Origin of the sequence: Nonomuraea sp. NPDC001831 (assembly GCF_042892035.1) — a bacterium.
Classification (GTDB): domain Bacteria; phylum Actinomycetota; class Actinomycetes; order Streptosporangiales; family Streptosporangiaceae; genus Nonomuraea.
Map to the genome: position 1 here is coordinate 318876 of NZ_JBIATU010000004.1, position 17096 is coordinate 335971.

The 17096-nt window shown below is 73.3% G+C and carries 14 protein-coding genes and 1 riboswitch; of the genes, 7 read left to right on the plus strand and 7 right to left on the minus strand.

Translation table 11 applies throughout. The features are described from left to right. Positions 1-2: 2 nt before the first annotated feature. From cobO to ACFYYW_RS16645, 5 genes are read right to left on the minus strand one after another with little or no spacing between them, the layout of a single operon-like run. Positions 3-605: a cob(I)yrinic acid a,c-diamide adenosyltransferase gene (cobO, locus tag ACFYYW_RS16625; RefSeq protein ID WP_352330740.1), complete on the minus strand. Its 603-nt coding sequence runs from the start codon at positions 603-605 to the stop codon at positions 3-5. Between the two features lie 2 nt (positions 606-607). Next, complete coding sequence (locus ACFYYW_RS16630; protein ID WP_387649537.1) at positions 608-2749, minus strand: VWA domain-containing protein; 2142 nt, start codon at positions 2747-2749, stop codon at positions 608-610. Further along, on the minus strand, positions 2746-3297 hold the full coding sequence (locus tag ACFYYW_RS16635; RefSeq protein WP_387649539.1) for a histidine phosphatase family protein: 552 nt from the start codon (positions 3295-3297) through the stop codon (positions 2746-2748). The genes ACFYYW_RS16630 and ACFYYW_RS16635 overlap by 4 nt, the downstream gene beginning before the upstream one ends. Positions 3298-3302: 5 nt before the next feature. Then, positions 3303-4112: a CbtA family protein gene (locus ACFYYW_RS16640; protein ID WP_387649542.1), complete on the minus strand. Its 810-nt coding sequence runs from the start codon at positions 4110-4112 to the stop codon at positions 3303-3305. 9 nt (positions 4113-4121) lie between these two features. Next, positions 4122-4313 (minus strand): CbtB domain-containing protein, encoded by a 192-nt coding sequence (locus ACFYYW_RS16645; RefSeq protein WP_352320001.1) that lies wholly within the window; start codon positions 4311-4313, stop codon positions 4122-4124. A gap of 34 nt (positions 4314-4347) precedes the next feature. After that, positions 4348-4477, minus strand: a riboswitch (cobalamin riboswitch). 175 nt (positions 4478-4652) lie between these two features. Here ACFYYW_RS16645 and ACFYYW_RS16650 point away from each other — a divergent pair. Both ACFYYW_RS16650 and ACFYYW_RS16655 read left to right on the plus strand, forming a co-directional pair. Then, positions 4653-5084 (plus strand): nuclear transport factor 2 family protein, encoded by a 432-nt coding sequence (locus tag ACFYYW_RS16650; RefSeq protein ID WP_364418969.1) that lies wholly within the window; start codon positions 4653-4655, stop codon positions 5082-5084. Positions 5085-5266: 182 nt separating this feature from the next. Then, a complete protein-coding gene (locus tag ACFYYW_RS16655) occupies positions 5267-6622 on the plus strand; it encodes an MFS transporter (protein WP_387649546.1) in 1356 nt (451 codons plus the stop codon). A 15-nt stretch (positions 6623-6637) separates the two neighbouring features. On the opposite strand, the gene ACFYYW_RS16660 is transcribed toward ACFYYW_RS16655, so the two are convergent. Further along, positions 6638-7483 (minus strand): helix-turn-helix transcriptional regulator, encoded by an 846-nt coding sequence (locus ACFYYW_RS16660; RefSeq protein ID WP_387649549.1) that lies wholly within the window; start codon positions 7481-7483, stop codon positions 6638-6640. A 45-nt stretch (positions 7484-7528) separates the two neighbouring features. Then, positions 7529-8719, minus strand: a complete 1191-nt coding sequence (locus ACFYYW_RS16665) for an MFS transporter (protein ID WP_387649552.1) — start codon at positions 8717-8719, stop codon at positions 7529-7531. An 80-nt stretch (positions 8720-8799) separates the two neighbouring features. Here ACFYYW_RS16665 and ACFYYW_RS16670 point away from each other — a divergent pair, with 80 nt between their 5' ends. The 5 genes from ACFYYW_RS16670 (at position 8800) to ACFYYW_RS16690 (ending at position 17084) form a co-directional block, all read left to right on the plus strand. Further along, positions 8800-9189 (plus strand): MerR family transcriptional regulator, encoded by a 390-nt coding sequence (locus ACFYYW_RS16670; protein ID WP_387649554.1) that lies wholly within the window; start codon positions 8800-8802, stop codon positions 9187-9189. 211 nt (positions 9190-9400) lie between these two features. After that, positions 9401-10198 (plus strand): methyltransferase domain-containing protein, encoded by a 798-nt coding sequence (locus ACFYYW_RS16675; protein WP_387649557.1) that lies wholly within the window; start codon positions 9401-9403, stop codon positions 10196-10198. Between the two features lie 167 nt (positions 10199-10365). Further along, positions 10366-10926: a MauE/DoxX family redox-associated membrane protein gene (locus ACFYYW_RS16680; RefSeq protein ID WP_387649559.1), complete on the plus strand. Its 561-nt coding sequence runs from the start codon at positions 10366-10368 to the stop codon at positions 10924-10926. Continuing rightward, positions 10907-11383, plus strand: coding sequence for a hypothetical protein (locus tag ACFYYW_RS16685; protein WP_387649561.1), 477 nt, complete (start codon positions 10907-10909; stop codon positions 11381-11383). The genes ACFYYW_RS16680 and ACFYYW_RS16685 overlap by 20 nt, the downstream gene beginning before the upstream one ends. A 205-nt stretch (positions 11384-11588) precedes the next feature. Further along, complete coding sequence (locus ACFYYW_RS16690; protein WP_387649563.1) at positions 11589-17084, plus strand: fibronectin type III domain-containing protein; 5496 nt, start codon at positions 11589-11591, stop codon at positions 17082-17084. Positions 17085-17096 lie beyond the last annotated feature (12 nt).

The window sequence follows — 17096 nt, forward strand, 5'->3', positions numbered from 1 at the left end:
AACTACCACTCGATGCCCTTCTGCCCCTTCTGCCCGGCATCCATGGGGTGGCGTACCTTGCCCATCTCCGTCACCAGGTCGGCGACCTCGATCAGCCGTTCGGGCGCGTCCCTGCCGGTGATCACGACGTGCTGGCTGCCCGGCCGGTCCGTCAGCGTCTCCAGCACGTCGTCCAGGTCCAGCCACCCCCACTTCAGCGGGTACGTGAACTCGTCCAGCACGTAGAACCGGTACGTCTGCGCCGCCAGGTCGCGCTTGATCTGCTCCCAGCCCTCACGGGCGTCGGCCGCGTGGTCCTCCTCGGCGCCGGGACGCTGGATCCACGACCAGCCCTCGCCCATCTTGTGCCAGGTCACCGGGCCGCCCTCGCCCGTCTCGCCGAGCACCCTGAGCGCCCGTTCCTCGCCGATGCGCCACTTGGCCGACTTCACGAACTGGAACACCCCGACCGGCCAGCCCTGGTTCCAGGCCCGCAACGCCATCCCGAAGGCGGCCGTGGACTTGCCCTTGCCCGGCCCGGTGTGCACCATCAGCAGCGGACGGGTCCGGCGCTGGCGCGTGGTCAGGCCGTCGTCGGGCACGACAGCCGGTTTTCCCTGAGGCATCCTCAGACCGCCTTCCTGTGGTCACGGACGACCGAACCGAGATCGGCCAGAGAGTCGAGAGGCACGAGCCGCGCGCGCAGCCGGGCGGCCAGCCGGACGGCCAGGCCGAGCCGGACCGGCCCGCCCTCGCAGTCCACGACCACCGACGTCGTGCCGGCCAGCAGCGCGGCGGCCCTGTCCACGTCACCGCCGGCGGTGGCCCGTCCGTCGGTGACCAGCACCAGCAGCGGACGCCTGGCGGGGTCGCGCAGCCGTTCCACCCGCAGCACCTCCGCCGCGCGCACCAGCCCCGCCGCCAGCGGCGTGCGGCCTCCGGTGGGCAGGGAGCGCAGCCGGGCCGCGCCCGCCTCCACCGACGAGGTGGGCGGCAGCGCCACCTCCGCGCCGGCGCCCCGGAACGTGATCAGTCCCACCTTGTCCCGCCGCTGGTAGGCGTCGAGGAGCAGGCTGAGCACGGCCGTCTTGACCGCGGTCATCCGCCTGCGCGCCGCCATCGAGCCGCTCGCGTCCACCACGAAGAGCACGAGGTTGCCCTCCCTGCCTTCGCGCACCACCTCGCGCAGGTCGTCGCCGCGCAGCGCCAGCCCGGGGCCCCGGTGGCCGCGTTCCCGCTGGTGGGGCGCCGCCGCCAGCAGCGTCGCCGGCAGGTGGAGGTCGCGTACGGGGCCGTGCGGGCGGCGCGCGCCGGCGCTCCGGCCGCGCCGGGTCCGGGACCGCGACCGCCGGCCCACCGCCCCCTCGCCGACCCCCGGCACCTCCAGCAGCGGCACCCGGTACGGCGCCGCCACGCCCGCCACCTGCGAGGCCACGTGCGAGGCCGCCTGGGATGCCGCCTCGGAGGCCGCCTGCGTGGCCGCCTGGGGCGCCGACGCTCGGGAGGCCGTCGCGCCTGTGGCGGGTGCCGCGTCCGGAGCGGGGTCCCCGGCCATCGGCGGCGCGTCCGCACCGGCGGCCGCGGACCCCGGCGGGTCGGGGGCCGTCCGGCCGTCCGCCAGGGGTTCGCCGGCCGGATGGTCCGGCGTGCCCGGTCCGGTGCCGTCGCCCGGTGGCGGCGTCCCCCCGGGTCCGCCGGCACCGCCGGGCCCGGAGTCGCCGGGGCCGCCGTCGGGGCTGTCGTCCGGGGTGTCGTCGCCCGACGTGCGTTCCAGCAGCTCGTCGAGCAGCGCCTCGTCCAGCCCCGGGGCGTCGAACGGATCGCGCCGCCTGCGGTGCGGCAGCGACAGCCGGGCCGCGGCCCGCACGTCCTCGGTCGTCACCGTGTCGCGGCCCTGCCAGGCGGCGTGGGCGATCGCCGCGTTCGCCGTCACCAGGTCGGCGCGCAGGCCGTCCACCTCGAAGGCCGCGCACACCGTCGCGATCTGCCGCAGCCGGGCGTCCGGCAACCGCACGTCCGGGACCCGGGACCGCGCGGCGGCGATGCGGGCCGCCAGCGCCGCTTCCTCTGCCGCCCATCGACGCGCGAACGCCGCCGCGTCCGCCTCGAAGGCCAGCCGCCGCCGCACCACCTCGGCGCGCTCCCGCGGGTCGCGGGACGCCCTGACCTCGACCGTCAGCCCGAACCTGTCCAGAAGCTGCGGACGCAGCTCGCCCTCCTCCGGGTTCATGGTGCCCACCAGCAGGAACCGGGCGGCATGGCGCACCGACACCGACTCGCGCTCGACGTAGCACGTGCCCAGCGCGGCCGCGTCGAGCAGCAGGTCCACGAGGTGGTCGTGCAGGAGGTTCACCTCGTCCACGTACAGGACGCCGCGGTGGGCGGCCGCCAGCAGCCCCGGCTCGAACGCCTTCACCCCCTCCGTCAGCGCCCGCTCCACGTCGAGCGAGCCGGCCAGCCGGTCCTCCGACGCGCCGACCGGCAGCTCCACCAGGGCGGCCGGCCGTTCCACCCGCCCGGCGCCCGGCCCGTGCGGCCCGTCCGGGCACTCGGGGTCGGGGACGACGGGATCGCAGGCGAACCGGCACCCGGGCACCACGGCCACCGTCGGCAACTGGGCCGCCAGCGCCCGCACGATCGTTGACTTCGCCGTTCCCTTCTCGCCGCGTACGAGCACGCCGCCCACCCGGGGCGACACCGCGTTCAGCACCAGCGCCAGCTTCAGGTCGCCGAGCCCGACGACGGCGCTGAACGGATAGGTGACGATCAAGACTCAGCCTTCCGGTTGACGTGGACCACCCGCCAGCCGTCCCGCGCGACGGTCAGCTCGGTGGTGGACAGAGGGGCCAGGTCGAAACGGGCCGCGCGCAGCGGATCCAGCCCCAGGGCATGGCCGAGCGCCGCCCTGATGGCGCCCGCGTCGCAGACCACGACGGCCCGCGGCTCGTCCCGCACCGAGTCGAGCCAGCCCGCCACCCTGGCGGCGAGCGCGCTCAACGACTCACCGCCGTGCGGGGCGGCGTGCGGGTCGGCCAGCCAGCTCGCCAGCGCGTCCGGCTCCTCCAGCGCGACCCGCCCGTACGGCAGGCCCCGCCATCGGCCGCAGTCCGCCTCCGCCAGGGCGGGAACCTCGCGGGCCGCCAGCCCCATGGCGGCGGCCGTCTGCCGCGCGGCCCTGCCGGGAGCGGTCCATGCCGCCGGCGCCTCGACGGAACCCCACGCGGCGGCCCTGGTCAGGCTCGCCGCGTCGGCGTCCTCGTCGGCGGGAAAGCACCCGGCCCGCATCCCCGGCGTCGTGGCATGCCGGACGAACAGCACCTTGCTCAGCTCGGCGCCGCGACCAGCGGATGAGCCGCCGCGCGCCGTTCGGCCCGGTCGCTCGCCCAGCCGAACAGCACGCCGAACGCCGCCCAGAAGACGAGCTGCGTGCCGATCGAGGCGAGCCGGAACTCCCACAGCAGCGTGGCGGGGAACCCCTCGGGCACCTCATTGACCGCCGGCAACAACCACCACGCGGCGACGACGGGCACGAGGAACGCGACCGCCGCCGCCGTCCAGCGCGCCCACGGGCCGCCCTCGACGCGGCGGGCCGTCGCCACCGCGATCGCCGTCGCCGCCAGCCCGACGAGGATCATCACCACGTAGAGCAGCGTGCGGCTGTTGATGGCATCCGGATCGCCCACCGCAGGCGGGTTGGCCGGATACTTCACGAAAGGTACGAGGATGATCGCGGCGAACGCCGTGCCGGCCGCGGCCACCGCCAGCCGCCCGTCGGAACGCGGGCCGACCCGCCCGCGCAGCCCGGCGAACACCAGGGCGAACACCCCGCCCACGGCGAGCCCGTAGAGCCCGGTGGCCAGGAACAGCCCCGCCTTCTGCACGGGCCTGCTGACCACGGCGTCCTCGCCGTGACTGTGCCCGGTCGGTTCGGCGTGACCGTGCTCGGCCGCCTCGGCGTGGCCGTGCTCGGCCGTCCCGGCGTCCGGATCGGGCGCCCCGGCCTGGGCGGCGGCCTCCTCCAGGGCGATCGCGTGGTCCACGCGAGGTTCACCGAAGGCGAAGGCGAAGGCGCCCGCGATCAGCCCGGCCAGCAGCCCGATGAGCAGACCTCTGGCCAGGAAGGTGCGTACCATGCCCGGCCCTCAGTGGCAGGGCACGCCGAGCAGGTGACGCCCGTCGTGCATCAGCTCGTGCAGGAAGGTGCCGGTCTGGGAGATGGCGCCGTTGTCCATCAGAACCAGGTAGGCGACCAGCAGCAGCACGGGCACGGCCAGCAGCAGCCAAGGGCGCAGGCGGGGAAAGGGAATCGTCGACGGGGTGGACAGCCCGGTCATGTCAAGCCTCCTCAGGGGTCACGCGTCCCATATCACGAGGTCACGGCTGCCAAGCGACCTGGCTCCCGGGATCTGCGTCCCGGATACAGTGGCGCGTCCGCACCGGCATCTCACCGGATTTCCCTTGGACAACCGTGAAATCTACCGGAACGTATCCTTTCCTCACGTTCGCGTCAACAGGCGCCCGGTGACCCTCCGTCACCTGCCGCTACGCCACGTGCCTTTGTGAAAGGCCCAGAATTCTACCTCGCCGAGTGGACGGATTTAGCCTGCGTTGGCAATTCGACCGCATATCGACAGCCGCGTCGGGCATCGAGCGAAGGAGGAGGATCCGGTGCCATGAATGTTGCCCGCGACGTACGCGACCGCTATACGGATGCGTTCAACGCCCACGACATGAAGGCACTGCTCAGCACTTTCAGCCCGACCGGGGTGTCCATCAGCCCCGAAGGCGTTTCCCAGGGACACGCCGAGCTGGCCTCCTATCTGGAGGAGTTCTGGACGGCGTTCCCCGACGTCCGGGCCGTGATCACGGAGTCCTCCGAGGGCGAGGCCACGACCGTCGACGAGCTGCTCATGGTGGGAACTCACCGAGGGCCGTACGCCATGGCCGACGGTCAGGTGCTGACCGCGACGGGGCGTCCCCTTCGTTTGCGTTGCTGTTATGTCTGCACGGTGGAAGACGGGCTCATAACGAGTCTGCGCCTCTATTTCGATCAATTGGAGTTGCTCACCCAGCTCTCCGCCTCGGTGACTTTGCAGCGCCCTTGACGAATTGCCCGACGCGATCCCGCGCCCGCCCGTCCTGCACCTGACAGAGGTACCTTCAGCAGGGCTCTGGTTGATCTTCGCGGCCGGCCGCACGCTGGCCGCATGACGACCGAAACCCACGACATGACCGCTGCCGGCACGACCCGCGATGGGGGCCGCGCGGCTGGCTCGTCCTCATCACGTTGTGCGGCGCGACGTTGATGACCGGGCTGGACTACTCGATCATCACGGTGGCGCTGCCGGAGATCGGCAGGGACCTCGGCTTCTCCTCCGCCTCGGCGCTGCAGTGGGTGGCCACGGCCTGCCTGCTGCCGACGGCCGCGTTGATGCCCCTGTTCGGACGCGCGTCCGACATGGTGGGCAGGCGCCGGTTGTTCGTCATCGGCGTGGCGGCGTTCTCGGCGTTCTCGTTGCTGGCCGGGCTGGCGCCGACCCCGGGGCTGTTGGTGGCGGCCCGCGCGGGACAGGGCGTGGCCGCGGCCATGATCGGCCCGACCGCGCTGGCGCTGATGACCGGCACGTTCCCGGAAGGGCCGCAGCGCACCAGGGCGCTGGGCGTCAACGGCGCCCTGCTGTCGCTGGGCTTCGTCGTCGGGACGATCGGCGGCGGCCTCATCACCAGCGGCCTGAACTGGCGCTGGACGATGCTCATCCTGTTCGGCATCGGCGTCCTGATCATGGCGGGCGCGGTGACGGTGGTGCGGGAGACGGCCGTACGCGGCCGCGCCAGGCTCGACGCGCCCGGCGCGCTCCTGGCGAGCGGCGGCCTGTTCGCCCTGGTCTACGGCATCTCGACCGGCGGGTCGGCGGGCTGGGGCAGCCTGCCGACGCTGGCGACGCTGACGGCCGCGGTCCTGCTGCTGGGCGGGTTCCTGGCCGTCGAGGCGCGGCACGCGGCCCCGCTCGTACCGCTGCGGCTGCTGCGCCGCAGGACGGTCAAGTGGGGCATGACGGTCGGGCTGGTCACCTTCGGGATGTGCGGCGGCGCGACCCTGCTGCTCAGCATCCACATGCAGGACGTCCTGGGCTACACGCCGCTGCAGACCGGGCTCGGCTTCCTCGGGGAGGGCGTCGCGGCCCTGGTCGCGGGCGGCTTCGCGGCCAGGATGATCAGCACGCGCGGGACGGCGGCGACCATCGTCACCGGCCTGACCGTGCAGGCCGCCGGCACCGCCGCCATGGTGTTCCTGCCGGCCCAGGGCGGCCTGGTCCTGCTGCTGGCGACGTCGGCCACCATGGGGTTCGGGCACGTCCTGACGGTGGTGGCCGCCGTCACGACCATCACGTCCGGGCTGGACGAGGCCGACCAGGGCGTGGCGGGAAGCCTCGCCCAGATGCCCACCTTCGTCGGAGCCGTCGGCGTGGCGGGGCTCACCGCGATCGCCGCCGCCCGTACGGAAGCGCTCGCCTCCGCCGCCACCGAGGCGTCGGCCACCCTCGGCGGCCTGCACGCCGCCTTCCTGGTGGCCGGCGCCGTGGCGCTGACCGGCGCATTCGTCGGCGGGGCCCTGCTGCGCCGCCCCGCCCCGGCCGCGTGACGTGCTCCCGAGGCCCTACGGTGAGACGGCGGCGGCCAGCTCGGCCAGCCGCCGCAACCGTTCCTCCGACGGCGAACCCGCCTCGGCCTGGAAGACCGTCACACCCTGCCCTTCGTCGTCGGGCGTGCGCAGCAGCTCGGCGGTGAGGGTCATGACGCCCACCTCCGGATGCCGGTAGTCGCGCGAGATGGAGGCGCAGTTGCTCACCGGGTGCTCGGTCCACATCGAGCGGAACTCAGGACTGAGCGCCAGCAGCTCCTCGACCAGCGCGGTCAGCCCTTCGTCGGCGGGGAACCGGCTCAGGGAGCCCTCCAGGTAGGCGATGTCGTCGCGGGCCTTCTGCGTCCAGTCGACATACAGCCCGCGGGAGAACTCCAGCTCCAGGAAGTCGAGGCGGACGAAGTTCGGCTTCTCCGCCCCCTCGAAGGGCCAGTGCGGGGCGAGCAGCGCGTGCGCCGGACGGTTCCAGGCCAGGATGTCGCCCCGCCGGCCGACCGCGATCGCGGGCCGGTCGGTGAAGGCGTCGACCATCAGCCTGATGCCGGGACGCAGCTGCTCCGGCTTGGCCTTCGCCCCGGCGCGGGCGGCCCTGGCCAGCCGGTGCAGATGGGCCAGCTCGTCGTCGTCCAGCCGCAGGACGCGGGCCACGGCGTCCAGGACGTCGTCCGAGACGTTGGGGCTCTGCCCCTGCTCCAGGCGGGTGTAGTAGCCGACGCTGACTCCGGCCAGCGGCGCCAGCTCCTCCCTGCGCAGCCCCGCGACGCGCCGATGCCTGACCCCTGAGCTCAGGCCGACGTCCTCAGGCCGCAGCCGGGCCCGTCGAGACCGCAGGAACTCACCAAGCGCAGAAGCGGGATACATAGCACCAAGACTGCCAAACTCCCCACCCTTCCCTGCCGGGTGGGGTCAGACGGCGATCGGGGTTTCGTGTTCGGCGTCCTTCGGCGAGGTCCGCGGGCGGGGAAGGGCGAGGTAGGTGAGGGCCAGTCCGATCAGGCTCAGGGCCGCGCCCGCCAGGCCGGTCCACCGCAGGGCGCCGGCGGCGACGATCGTGCCGCCGATGACCGAGCCGGCTGCGGCCCCGAGGTTGAAGGCGCCGACGTTGGCGGAGACCGCCAGGTTCGGGGCGGCGCCCGCGTGGTGCAGGATCAGTCCCTGCAGCGGGGCGATGGTCGCGGTGGCGAGCAGGCCGAGCATCAGGACCGCGGCCACGGCGGCAGGCTGCCACACCACGGCGAACGGGACCAGCAGGAGCGTCCCCGCCAACCCGCCGAAGACCCCCCGTACGGTGGCGCTCACCGACTTGTCGGTCAGCCTGCCGGCAGTGAGGTTGCCGATGAAACTGCCCGCGCCGTAGGCGAGCAGCAGGCCGGAGACCGCCGCGGCGGAGAAGCCGGAGACGCGGGTCAGCAGCGGGGCGATGTAGGTGAACACCGTGGCGACCCCGGAGAAGCCCACCGCGGTGGTGGCGATGGCGAGCATGACCGGCCGGCGCGTCACCACGCGCAGCTCGTCACGCAGCCGCGTGGACGGCGCCTCCTGCCGGGGCAGGACGGCCGCCAGAAGCACGGTGCCCACCAGGGACAGGACGGTCAGCACGGCGAAGGGCGCCCGCCAACCGGCGCTCTCCCCGAGCAGCGCGCCCAGGGGCACGCCGAGGAGCGTGGCCACGGTGAAGCCGGAGGCCACGGTGGCGATGGCCGAGCCCGTCCGCTCGGCCGGGACCACCCGGGTCGCCGTCACCAGCGCCAGAGCCAGGAAGGCGGCGTGGCTGAGCGAGGACACCACGCGGCCCGCCAGCAGCAGGCCGAACGACGGCGCCGCCGCGCTGATCGCGCTGCCCACCGCGAACAGCAGCATCAGGCCCACGGCGAGCCCCTTGCGCGGCAGACGCGAGGTCAGCAGGGCCATGAGCGGCCCGCCGGCCACCACTCCGAGCGCATAGGCGGTCACGGCTTGCCCGGCGGTGCCCACGGAGACGTCGAGATCAGCTCCGACCTGGGGCAGCAACCCGGCGATCAGGTACTCCGAGGTGCCCACGACGAAGACGCTTGAGCACAATGCCGCGAGCGTCGCGAAACCCTTGTCCATCTTCATGGCGTAGACGCTAAAGTCTCACATCGATATGAGAGTCAAGGCGGGCGGGGTGATGACCGGCTCGCCGTCAGGAGGTCGTCGTGCGCATCGGTGAGCTGTCCCGGCGGACCGGCGTGGCCGTCCACCTGCTGCGCTACTACGGGGAACAGGGGCTGCTGCACCCGCAGCGGCGCCCCAGCGGCTACCGGGAGTACGTCGAGGAGGACGTCGCCGTCGTCCGCCGCATCCGCAGCCTGCTGGCCGCCGGCCTGAACACCTCGACGATCATGACGGTCCTGCCGTGCCTGCGGGACGCCGGCGACCGCCTCGTCCCCACCTGCCCGGACCTGCTCGCCGACCTCCACCAGGAGCGCGACCGCATCGCCCAGGCCATCAGCGACCTCCAGGCCTCCATGGACGCGCTCGACGACGTCATCGCCGCCGCCCCGGCCGACGTCACTCGCCGGGCCCTGGCCTCGCTCGGCGGCTGAATCCTCTGTCGTGCTGACACGGCACGGGGAAGATCGTGAGGATGTGGGCATGAGTTCATCACAGTCCTCCGCCGGCCGCGGGTCCGGGCCGGACACGACCTCAGGCGGGCCGGGGAATACCGCCGGTCCGCCGGACACGACCTCAGGCGGGCCGGGGGATACCGCCGGCGCAGCGTCCCACACCTCCGGGTCTGCCCCGGATCACCGCTACTTGCTGGACAACGCCCGGGCGGAGGCGGGCGAGCGGTTCACCTGGCTGGCCGAGCTGTTCGACGGCGTCACCCGGGGGCACTTCGACCGGCTCGGCCTGACGGCGGGCTGGCGTTGCTGGGAAGTCGGCGCGGGCGGCCCCGGCATTCCCGAGGCGCTCGCCGCGGCCGTCGGGCCGAGCGGTTACGTGCTGGCCACGGACATCGATCCCACCTGGCTGGACCCGCACGCCGGGTACGAGGTGCTCCGGCACGACGTCGTCGCCGACCCGCCGCCGCAGCCGGGCACGTTCGACCTGGTGCACGCCCGGCTCGTGCTCGTCCACGTGCCCGACCGGGCGCGGGCGCTGGCGACGATGGCGGCGGCGCTGCGTCCCGGTGGCCGGCTGCTGATCGAGGACGCCGACACCGAGCTGCAGCCGCTGGCCTGCCTCGACGAGGTCGGCCCGGCACAGCGGCGCGCCAACCGGCTGCGGCGCGCCGTCCGGGAGTTGCTGACCCGTCGCGGCGCCGACCTGCGCTACGGCCGTACGCTGCCGCGGGCGTTGCGGGCGGCCGGCCTGGTCGACGTCGCGGCGGCCGGTTGCTTCCCGGTCGGCGGGGTGGCCTGCGACCGGCTGGAGGCCGCGACGGTGCGCATGGTCCGCGCCGAGTTGCTCGCCGCCGGTCTGGCCGACGACGCCGAGATCGACGCGCACCTGGCCGCCGTCGACGCCGGCGAGCTCGACCTCACCCTCGCGCCGCTGATCTCGGCATGGGGACGCCGCCCGGAACAGCCCGGAGCGCCCGAACCGCGATGAGCCGTGGTGGGACTCGGCTCCCCGGTGGTCGTCAGGGACGGGAAGTTGCTGCGGAAGGCGCCGCGGGGGCCGCCGACCGGCCGGAGCCGGCGGGCCGTCAGCGGATCGCGCACAGGGCCCGGACGGCATTGAGAAATCGTTGAGCCGGGGGACGCACCATTCGCGTCATGAGCTACGTCGAGGTGGGATGCCGGGTTCTGCTGGTCACCGTCTTCGCGCTCGCACTGTGGGGCAAGATCTCCGGGCGTGAGCCGTGGGCGCGGTTCGTCAGGTCGGTCGGGGACATGACGCCGTGGCGCTCGAACGCCGTCCTGGTAGCGGTCGCGGTCGTCGTGGGGGAGGGCGCGGTGATCGTGCTGGTGGCGACGCCCCGCCGGTGGGCGGCGGTGCTGGGGTTCGCGCTGGCGGCGGCGCTGCTCGCCTCCTTCGCCGTCGCCACCGCCCTCGTCGTACGGCGGGGCGCGGCCGTACCGTGTCGCTGCTTCGGCGGCGACTCGCGGACGCCCATGGGGTGGACGCACGTCGTCCGCGACCTCGTCCTCATGGCGCCGGCCGTACTCGGTCTCGCGGCGTCGTCGTCCGCCGGGGTCGCCGACGTGGGGATGGCATTGATCGCGGGCGTCTCCGGCGCCGCCTTCGGCCTGCTGATCACCCGTACGGACGATAACCTCATCGACGCGTGGCCAAGGCGACCAGGAAAAGGGACCGGTGAAGTACGCAATGTGTGAGCCGAAGCACGAACAGCCGCTCACCGCCCTCGAAAAGGTCGATGCGCCAGGAGCGACGATTTCGATTCTGTCCCGCATCGATTACCGCATCGAAGACATCGGCCGACTTCTCGAAGAGGGACGCAAGGCTTACCGGCGGACACAGCCTGACGCAGGCCCGGAAGAAGTCCATGAGGCCGTACCGGACGTGCAGAGCGCCATTTACGAGATCATGCACGCGAACGGCGATCGAATCCCCTTCCCCTTCCCTTCCGGGGTGCCGATCGCGGGCGTCACCTGGTTTCTGGAAGTGGATGAGGCGTTGGGGAAAGACGTGCACAGTCCACCGGAGGAGCCGTTCGGGGTCGCCTGCAAAACGGAAGACGGCGAGCTCATTTATCAGCACCGCGACATTTATCACCTGACGGCAGAGGCGCTGGAGTCAGCGAGCGAGCCCGGCCTCCACCTCGGAGAGTGAGTCCGCCGCGCGCCGACCGCCTTTACGGCATGACCCCGGACGGTGACGGCGGCTACCGCCGAAGTTGCAGCCGGACAAGCCGCCGTACGGCGGTTGATAGACGAAAAATCTCTATTTTTCGCCGTATTTCACGAGCTCAGGGCCATTGATAGCGTCAGCCGCGCAACACGGAGCGATCCTGGAGGCCAGTGTGGTCATGCGATGGTTGTCAGCACTCATGCTGGTCTTCTCCGGGATCCTCGTGGTGGCGGGGGCGCCCCCGGCCGCCGCCGCGTCGGTTCAGCCGGGACCGGGCCAGTTCTACGGAGTCCGGGCCCGGGTGCTGAGCAACGTGTCGGTCGCGGCGGGGGCCACCACCACGGTCAAGGTGGCGGGGGTGGGCGCGGTGCCCGCGAGCGGGGTCGCGAGCGTCGCGGTGAACTTCGCGGCCAAGGGCGCGAGCGCGGCGGGCGGCCTCATCGTCTTCCCCTCCGACCTGGCCGCGGCGCCCGCGGTGACGGGCACCCGCTACCGGTCCGGCGTGTGGGACGACCAGCTCGTGACGGTCAAGCTCGGCCCGGACGGCGCGCTCAAGGTCAAGAACACCGGCACGGCCGCCGTCAACGTCTACGCCGACGTGCACGGGTACTACACCGCGACGGCCGCCGCGACGGCGGGAGCCCGGTACGTGCCGCTGGACACCGGCCGGGTCATCGGCAACCAGACCGTCGCGGCCAACTCGACCGCCACGTTCGCGGTGGCGGGGGTGGGCGGCGTGCCGGCCTCCGGGGTGGCGTACGTGGCGCTGACGTTCGCGGTGAAGAGCACCGGGTCCGGCAAGATGATCGCCTACCCGTCCGGCGGCACGCTGCCCGTCGGGTCGAACATCGACTACCGGCCCTCCTACTTCCAGTCGAACCTGGTCATCGCGGCCCTCGGCACGGACGGCAAGATCGCCGTCAACAACAACGGGGCCGCCGCGCTGACGGTGTACGCCGACGTGGCGGGCTACTTCGCGACCCCCGCCGCCACGGTCGCCTCCTCGGTCTTGGCGCCCGTCGCCCCGTCACGGACCCTCACCTCCGTGACGGTGGCGGCGGGCGCCTCGTACACGGTCGCCCCGCTGGGCAAGGGCGGTGTGCCGGCCTCCGGGGTGAGCGCGGTCGGCGTGAACATCACCGCCAAGGGCACGGCGAACGGCCTGCTGCGCGTCCACCCCACGGGCCAGTCGAGCATCCCGGGCGGCGGCTCGATCGCGTACCAGCCGAACGACTTCTGGTCGAGCCTGGTGCCGGTGAAGGTCGGCGCCGGCGGCACGTTCGTGATCCTGAACACCGGCACCGCGAGCGTGAGCGTGACCGTCGACACCTTCGACTACTACGCGTCGGCGTCCGTGCCGTCCGCCCCGGCCGGCGTGAGCGCGTCGGCGGGCGACGCGTCGGCGACCGTCTCCTGGCAGCGTCCCGCGGACGGCGGCGCGCCGATCACCGGGTACACGGTCACCGCCGCCCCCGGTGGCAGGGCCGCGACGGTCTCCGGCGACCTGCTGAAGGCCACGGTCACCGGCCTGGCCAACGGCACCGCGTACACCTTCACCGTGACCGCCGCCAACGCGGTGGGCAGTTCGGCGAAGTCGGCCGCGTCCGCGCCGGTGACGCCGGCCGGGGCGGTCACCCGTCCCTCGCCGCCGCTCGGGGTGTCCGCGACGCCGGGCGACCGTACGGCGAAGGTCACCTGGCGCGCGCCCGCCTCCGACGGCGGCTCGGCGATCACCGGGTACGTCGTGACGGCCTCACCCGGCGGCGCCACCGTGAACACGACGGACACGCAGGCCACGGTCACCGGCCTGACCAACGGCACCGCGTACACCTTCACCGTCACGGCGGCCAACGCGAGCGGGGTCTCCGACGCCTCCGCGCCCGCCGACCCGGTCACCCCCGGCGTCGCCGGCCGGCCCGGCCGCCCGTTCGTCACCGGCGTGTACGGCAGGGACGGCGCGGTACGCGTCACCTGGGCCCCGCCCGAGACCGGCGCCGCGGGCGTGACCGGCTACGTCGTGACGGCCTCACCCGGCGGCGCCACCGTGAACACGACGGACACGCAGGCCACGGTCACCGGCCTGACCAACGGCACCGACTACTCCTTCACCGTCACCGCGGTCGGCGCGGCGGGCGCGGGAGACCCGTCGCCGCCCTCGGACGCGGTGCGCCCGGCGCCCGCCGAGGTGCCCATGTCCCCGCCCGCGCTGCTGGTGACCCCCCTCGACCAGCGCGTGGACGTGCAGTGGGCGCCCGCGGTGGACGGCGGCTCGCCGATCACCGGGTACACGGTGACCGTCCAGCCCGGCGGCCGGACCGTCGACACGCCGCCCGACACGACGGTCGCCTCGGTGACCGGGCTGGCCAACGGCACCGCGTACACGGTCTCGGTCGTCGCCAGGAACGCGGTGGGCGCGAGCGTCCCGAGCACCGCGGCGGCGGTCACCCCGGCGGCGAGCCGGCCGCCCGGCGCGCCGACGCACCTGCGGGCCGGGCTCCCGGCCTCCGGCAGCGTCCAGGTCAGCTGGGACGCGCCCGCCGACGTCGGCACCGGCCCCGTCACCGGCTACACGGTGACGGCCAGCCCCGGCGGGAAGACCGCGACGGTCACCGCCACCACCGCCACGATCTCGGGGCTGGACCCCGCCACGGCCTACACCTTCACCGTGCGCGCCGCCAACGCCGCGGGCACCGGCACGGCCAGCGCCCCGACCGAGGCGATCACGCCGAAGCTCACGGTCAAGAGCGAGCCGCGGGTGTTGTCCCCGCAGGCGGCGGCCACGCTGCGGGCCGTACGGGGGCGGGTCCTGGAGTTCGAGAACCCGCCGGCGGAGGTCACCGGGCTCACCGCGGGCACGCTGCTCGTCATCGGCCAGACCGAACGCACCCCCGAAGGGTTCTTCGGCAAGGTGTCCGGCACCGCGCTGCAGAACGGGCGGTTCGTCGTCTCGACCACGGCCGCGTCGCTGAGCGACGCCTTCACCGACGCCAACTTCGCCACCGACGGCCGCGTGGACTCCGGCGACCAGGTGGAGTTCGTGCCGTCGGTGCCGGGGGCGCGGCTCGTCAAACCCGTCGAGAACACCAGTAACCGGGCGGCCGGGCCGCGGATCGGCCTGCGGGACGGGAACCTGGTCATCGAGTTCGAGGAGTCGTTCGAGCAGAAGGGCCGCTCGGTCACGAAGGTCGAGGGCTGGGCGGTGATCGACCAGGACACCAAGATGGGCGCCAGCACCGACTCCGCCGGCCGGGGCGTGGACATCAGCAACACCACGAAGATCAGCTCCGAGGTGCGGGTGAAGCAGGGCCTCGGGTTCGCCTTCGACAAGCGGGTGCACCTCGGGCACGTCAACGGGCCGTGCTTCTCGTTCATGGTGGGCAAGGTGCCGGTCGTGGTGTGCGTGCGCTTCTCGGTCGCGCTGTCGGTCGAGGCGTCCGCGACGGTCGGGCTGAGCTTCGCCGTCCACTGGGACAAGCAGTTCGGCACGCGCTGCCACACCGGCAAGAGCGGCACGTCCTGCACCCCGAACGACGGCGGCCCGGGCTTCTACAGCGACGGCGGCGTGGGGGCCTACGGCGACGGCACGGTCACCGCCGCCGTCTCCACCGACGTCGAGCTCCTGCTGTACGGCCTGGCGGGCCCCGCCCTGGTGGTGGACGTGCCGGGCGTGCAGCTCAAGGCCGACACCACGCAGAACCCGTGGTGGGAACTGCGGGTGCTGGCCCGGCTCGGGGCCGCCATCGACCTGGGCGCGATCGGCAAGGACTACTCGGTCTGGCGCAAGGACGACATCATCAGCTCGTTCTGGACGGTCACCCACGCCGCGGGCGCGTTCCAGGGCATCAAGGTCACCCCTCAGCTCGGCGGGGTGGGACCGGGCCAGAACTACCAGTTCAAGGTCAGCGTCTCCGGCTATCCCGACGACGTCGTCACCCAGTGGAAGCTGATCAGCGGCCCCGGCACGCTGACCGCGGACGGCCTGTACAACTCCGCGAAGGAGGGCGTGGCCGAGGTCGAGGTGACCAGCCCCGCGACCGGCGGGCACCCGCAGCTGCAGGCCCGCGGCGGGGTCGAGGTCGGCACCAAGTACGGCACACCCGGACCGCCCAAGCTCGACACCTACACCGCGCCGACGCTGCGCGGGGCCACCGTGAGCTGGTCGCCGCCCGCCGACACCGGCATGAGCGACATCTCCGGCTACGTGGTGACCGCGACGGCCGAGGACGGCAGCGGGACCGCGCGTGCGTTCGCCTATGGCGGCGACGCGACGCACCAGCTCGTCCAGGGGCTCACGCCCGGGGTGACGTACAGCGTCACCGTGATCGCGCAGAACGCCCAGGGCAGCGGCGAGCCGTCCGCGCCGCTGAAGCTGACGCCGACGGACGTGATCTTCCTCGGCCCGCCCTCCACGCTCGGCGCGGACCTCGCGGGCAGCACCGAGACGCAGGGCCGCCCCGACTCCTCCGGGACGGCCGGCGGCACCACCGGCGCCGCGGCCTCCGGCGACGGCCGCTACATCTTCTTCCTGACCAAGGCGCGCAGCAACCTCATGCCGGACGACCGGCGCGCGCCCTCCAGCACGGCGCCGTTCATCCTGCGCAAGGACACGCAGGGCGGCGGCACGCAGGTCGTGTCCATGGGCGCCGACGGCGTCACCCCGGTCACCGGCTTCGTCGGCGGCCCGCTGGCCGGCCGGAACGGCAACGTGGTCGCCTTCACCTCGCTGGAGTGGACCGGTGTGCTGACCCCGAGGTCGGTCGTGCACGACATCGCCGCCAGGACCTCCTGGACGCTGGAGGAGTACGGCTACGTCTCCGCCGTCAGCGACGACGGGCACGCGGTCGTGTACTGGAAGAAGCTGGACGTGCACTCGGCCACCTCCCGGTGGAACCTGTACCGGCAGGTCAAGGGCGGCGCGGCGCAGAAGCTGACCTCGTGCGACTCCCAGACCGACGGCGACTGCCCGACCTCGACGGGCGAGGGCGTCCTGTCCGGCGACGGCAACCGGGTGACCTGGTCCACCTACGACGCCACCGCCCAGAAGTACCGCACCTGGCTGTACGACGCCGCCGCCGGCGGCACGACGGAGATCTTCCCGGGCGCCGACGTCGGCGACCCGATCATCTCCGGCGACGGGCAGGTGGTGGCGCTGCGGTTCACCGCGCATCCGTCCCAGACCTCGTGCCTGATGGTCGCCAGGATCGGCGGCGCCACGCCGGGCGCGGGCAACTGCCTGGTCCCCGAGGACGTCAACGGTCACGGCAAGGCGCTGTTCCTCAGTCAGAAGGGCACCGCGCTGGCCTACGAGTACACCGACGACGACTCGGTGCGCAGCCTGCGCAGCTACCGGGGCGGCGTCACCCATCTGGCGGGCGGCGCGCCGGGGCAGTCGTGGCCGGTGACGGCGTTCATCACCGACGACGACCAGCGCCTCATCTACACCCTCGGCTACGACGGCGGCACGGCCACCGCCGACACCGTCGTCGCCCACGAGGTGCCGGGCGTGTGGTGGGACTTCACGACGGGCGGGATGCCCGGTGGCGCCCCGGCGCCCGCCGCCGCGTCCGACACGGCGTCCGACCGGCGCGCGCCGGCTCGCGATCTACGGGTGCGCATGCCCGACAAGCCGGTCACGCTCGGCTCGACGCGGCCACATCCGGACGTTTCCTCCTCCCGCGATTGACGCCGGCGGGGG

Coding starts and splice junctions, on each gene's coding strand:
- ACFYYW_RS16680 (WP_387649559.1), top strand. CDS start 10,366: ATGAGCTACGTCGAGGTGGGATGCCGGGTTCTGCTGGTCACCGTCTTC.
- ACFYYW_RS16660 (WP_387649549.1), bottom strand. CDS start 7,483: ATGTATCCCGCTTCTGCGCTTGGTGAGTTCCTGCGGTCTCGACGGGCC.
- ACFYYW_RS16640 (WP_387649542.1), bottom strand. CDS start 4,112: ATGGTACGCACCTTCCTGGCCAGAGGTCTGCTCATCGGGCTGCTGGCC.
- ACFYYW_RS16665 (WP_387649552.1), bottom strand. CDS start 8,719: ATGAAGATGGACAAGGGTTTCGCGACGCTCGCGGCATTGTGCTCAAGC.
- ACFYYW_RS16645 (WP_352320001.1), bottom strand. CDS start 4,313: ATGACCGGGCTGTCCACCCCGTCGACGATTCCCTTTCCCCGCCTGCGC.
- cobO (WP_352330740.1), bottom strand. CDS start 605: ATGCCTCAGGGAAAACCGGCTGTCGTGCCCGACGACGGCCTGACCACG.
- ACFYYW_RS16650 (WP_364418969.1), top strand. CDS start 4,653: ATGAATGTTGCCCGCGACGTACGCGACCGCTATACGGATGCGTTCAAC.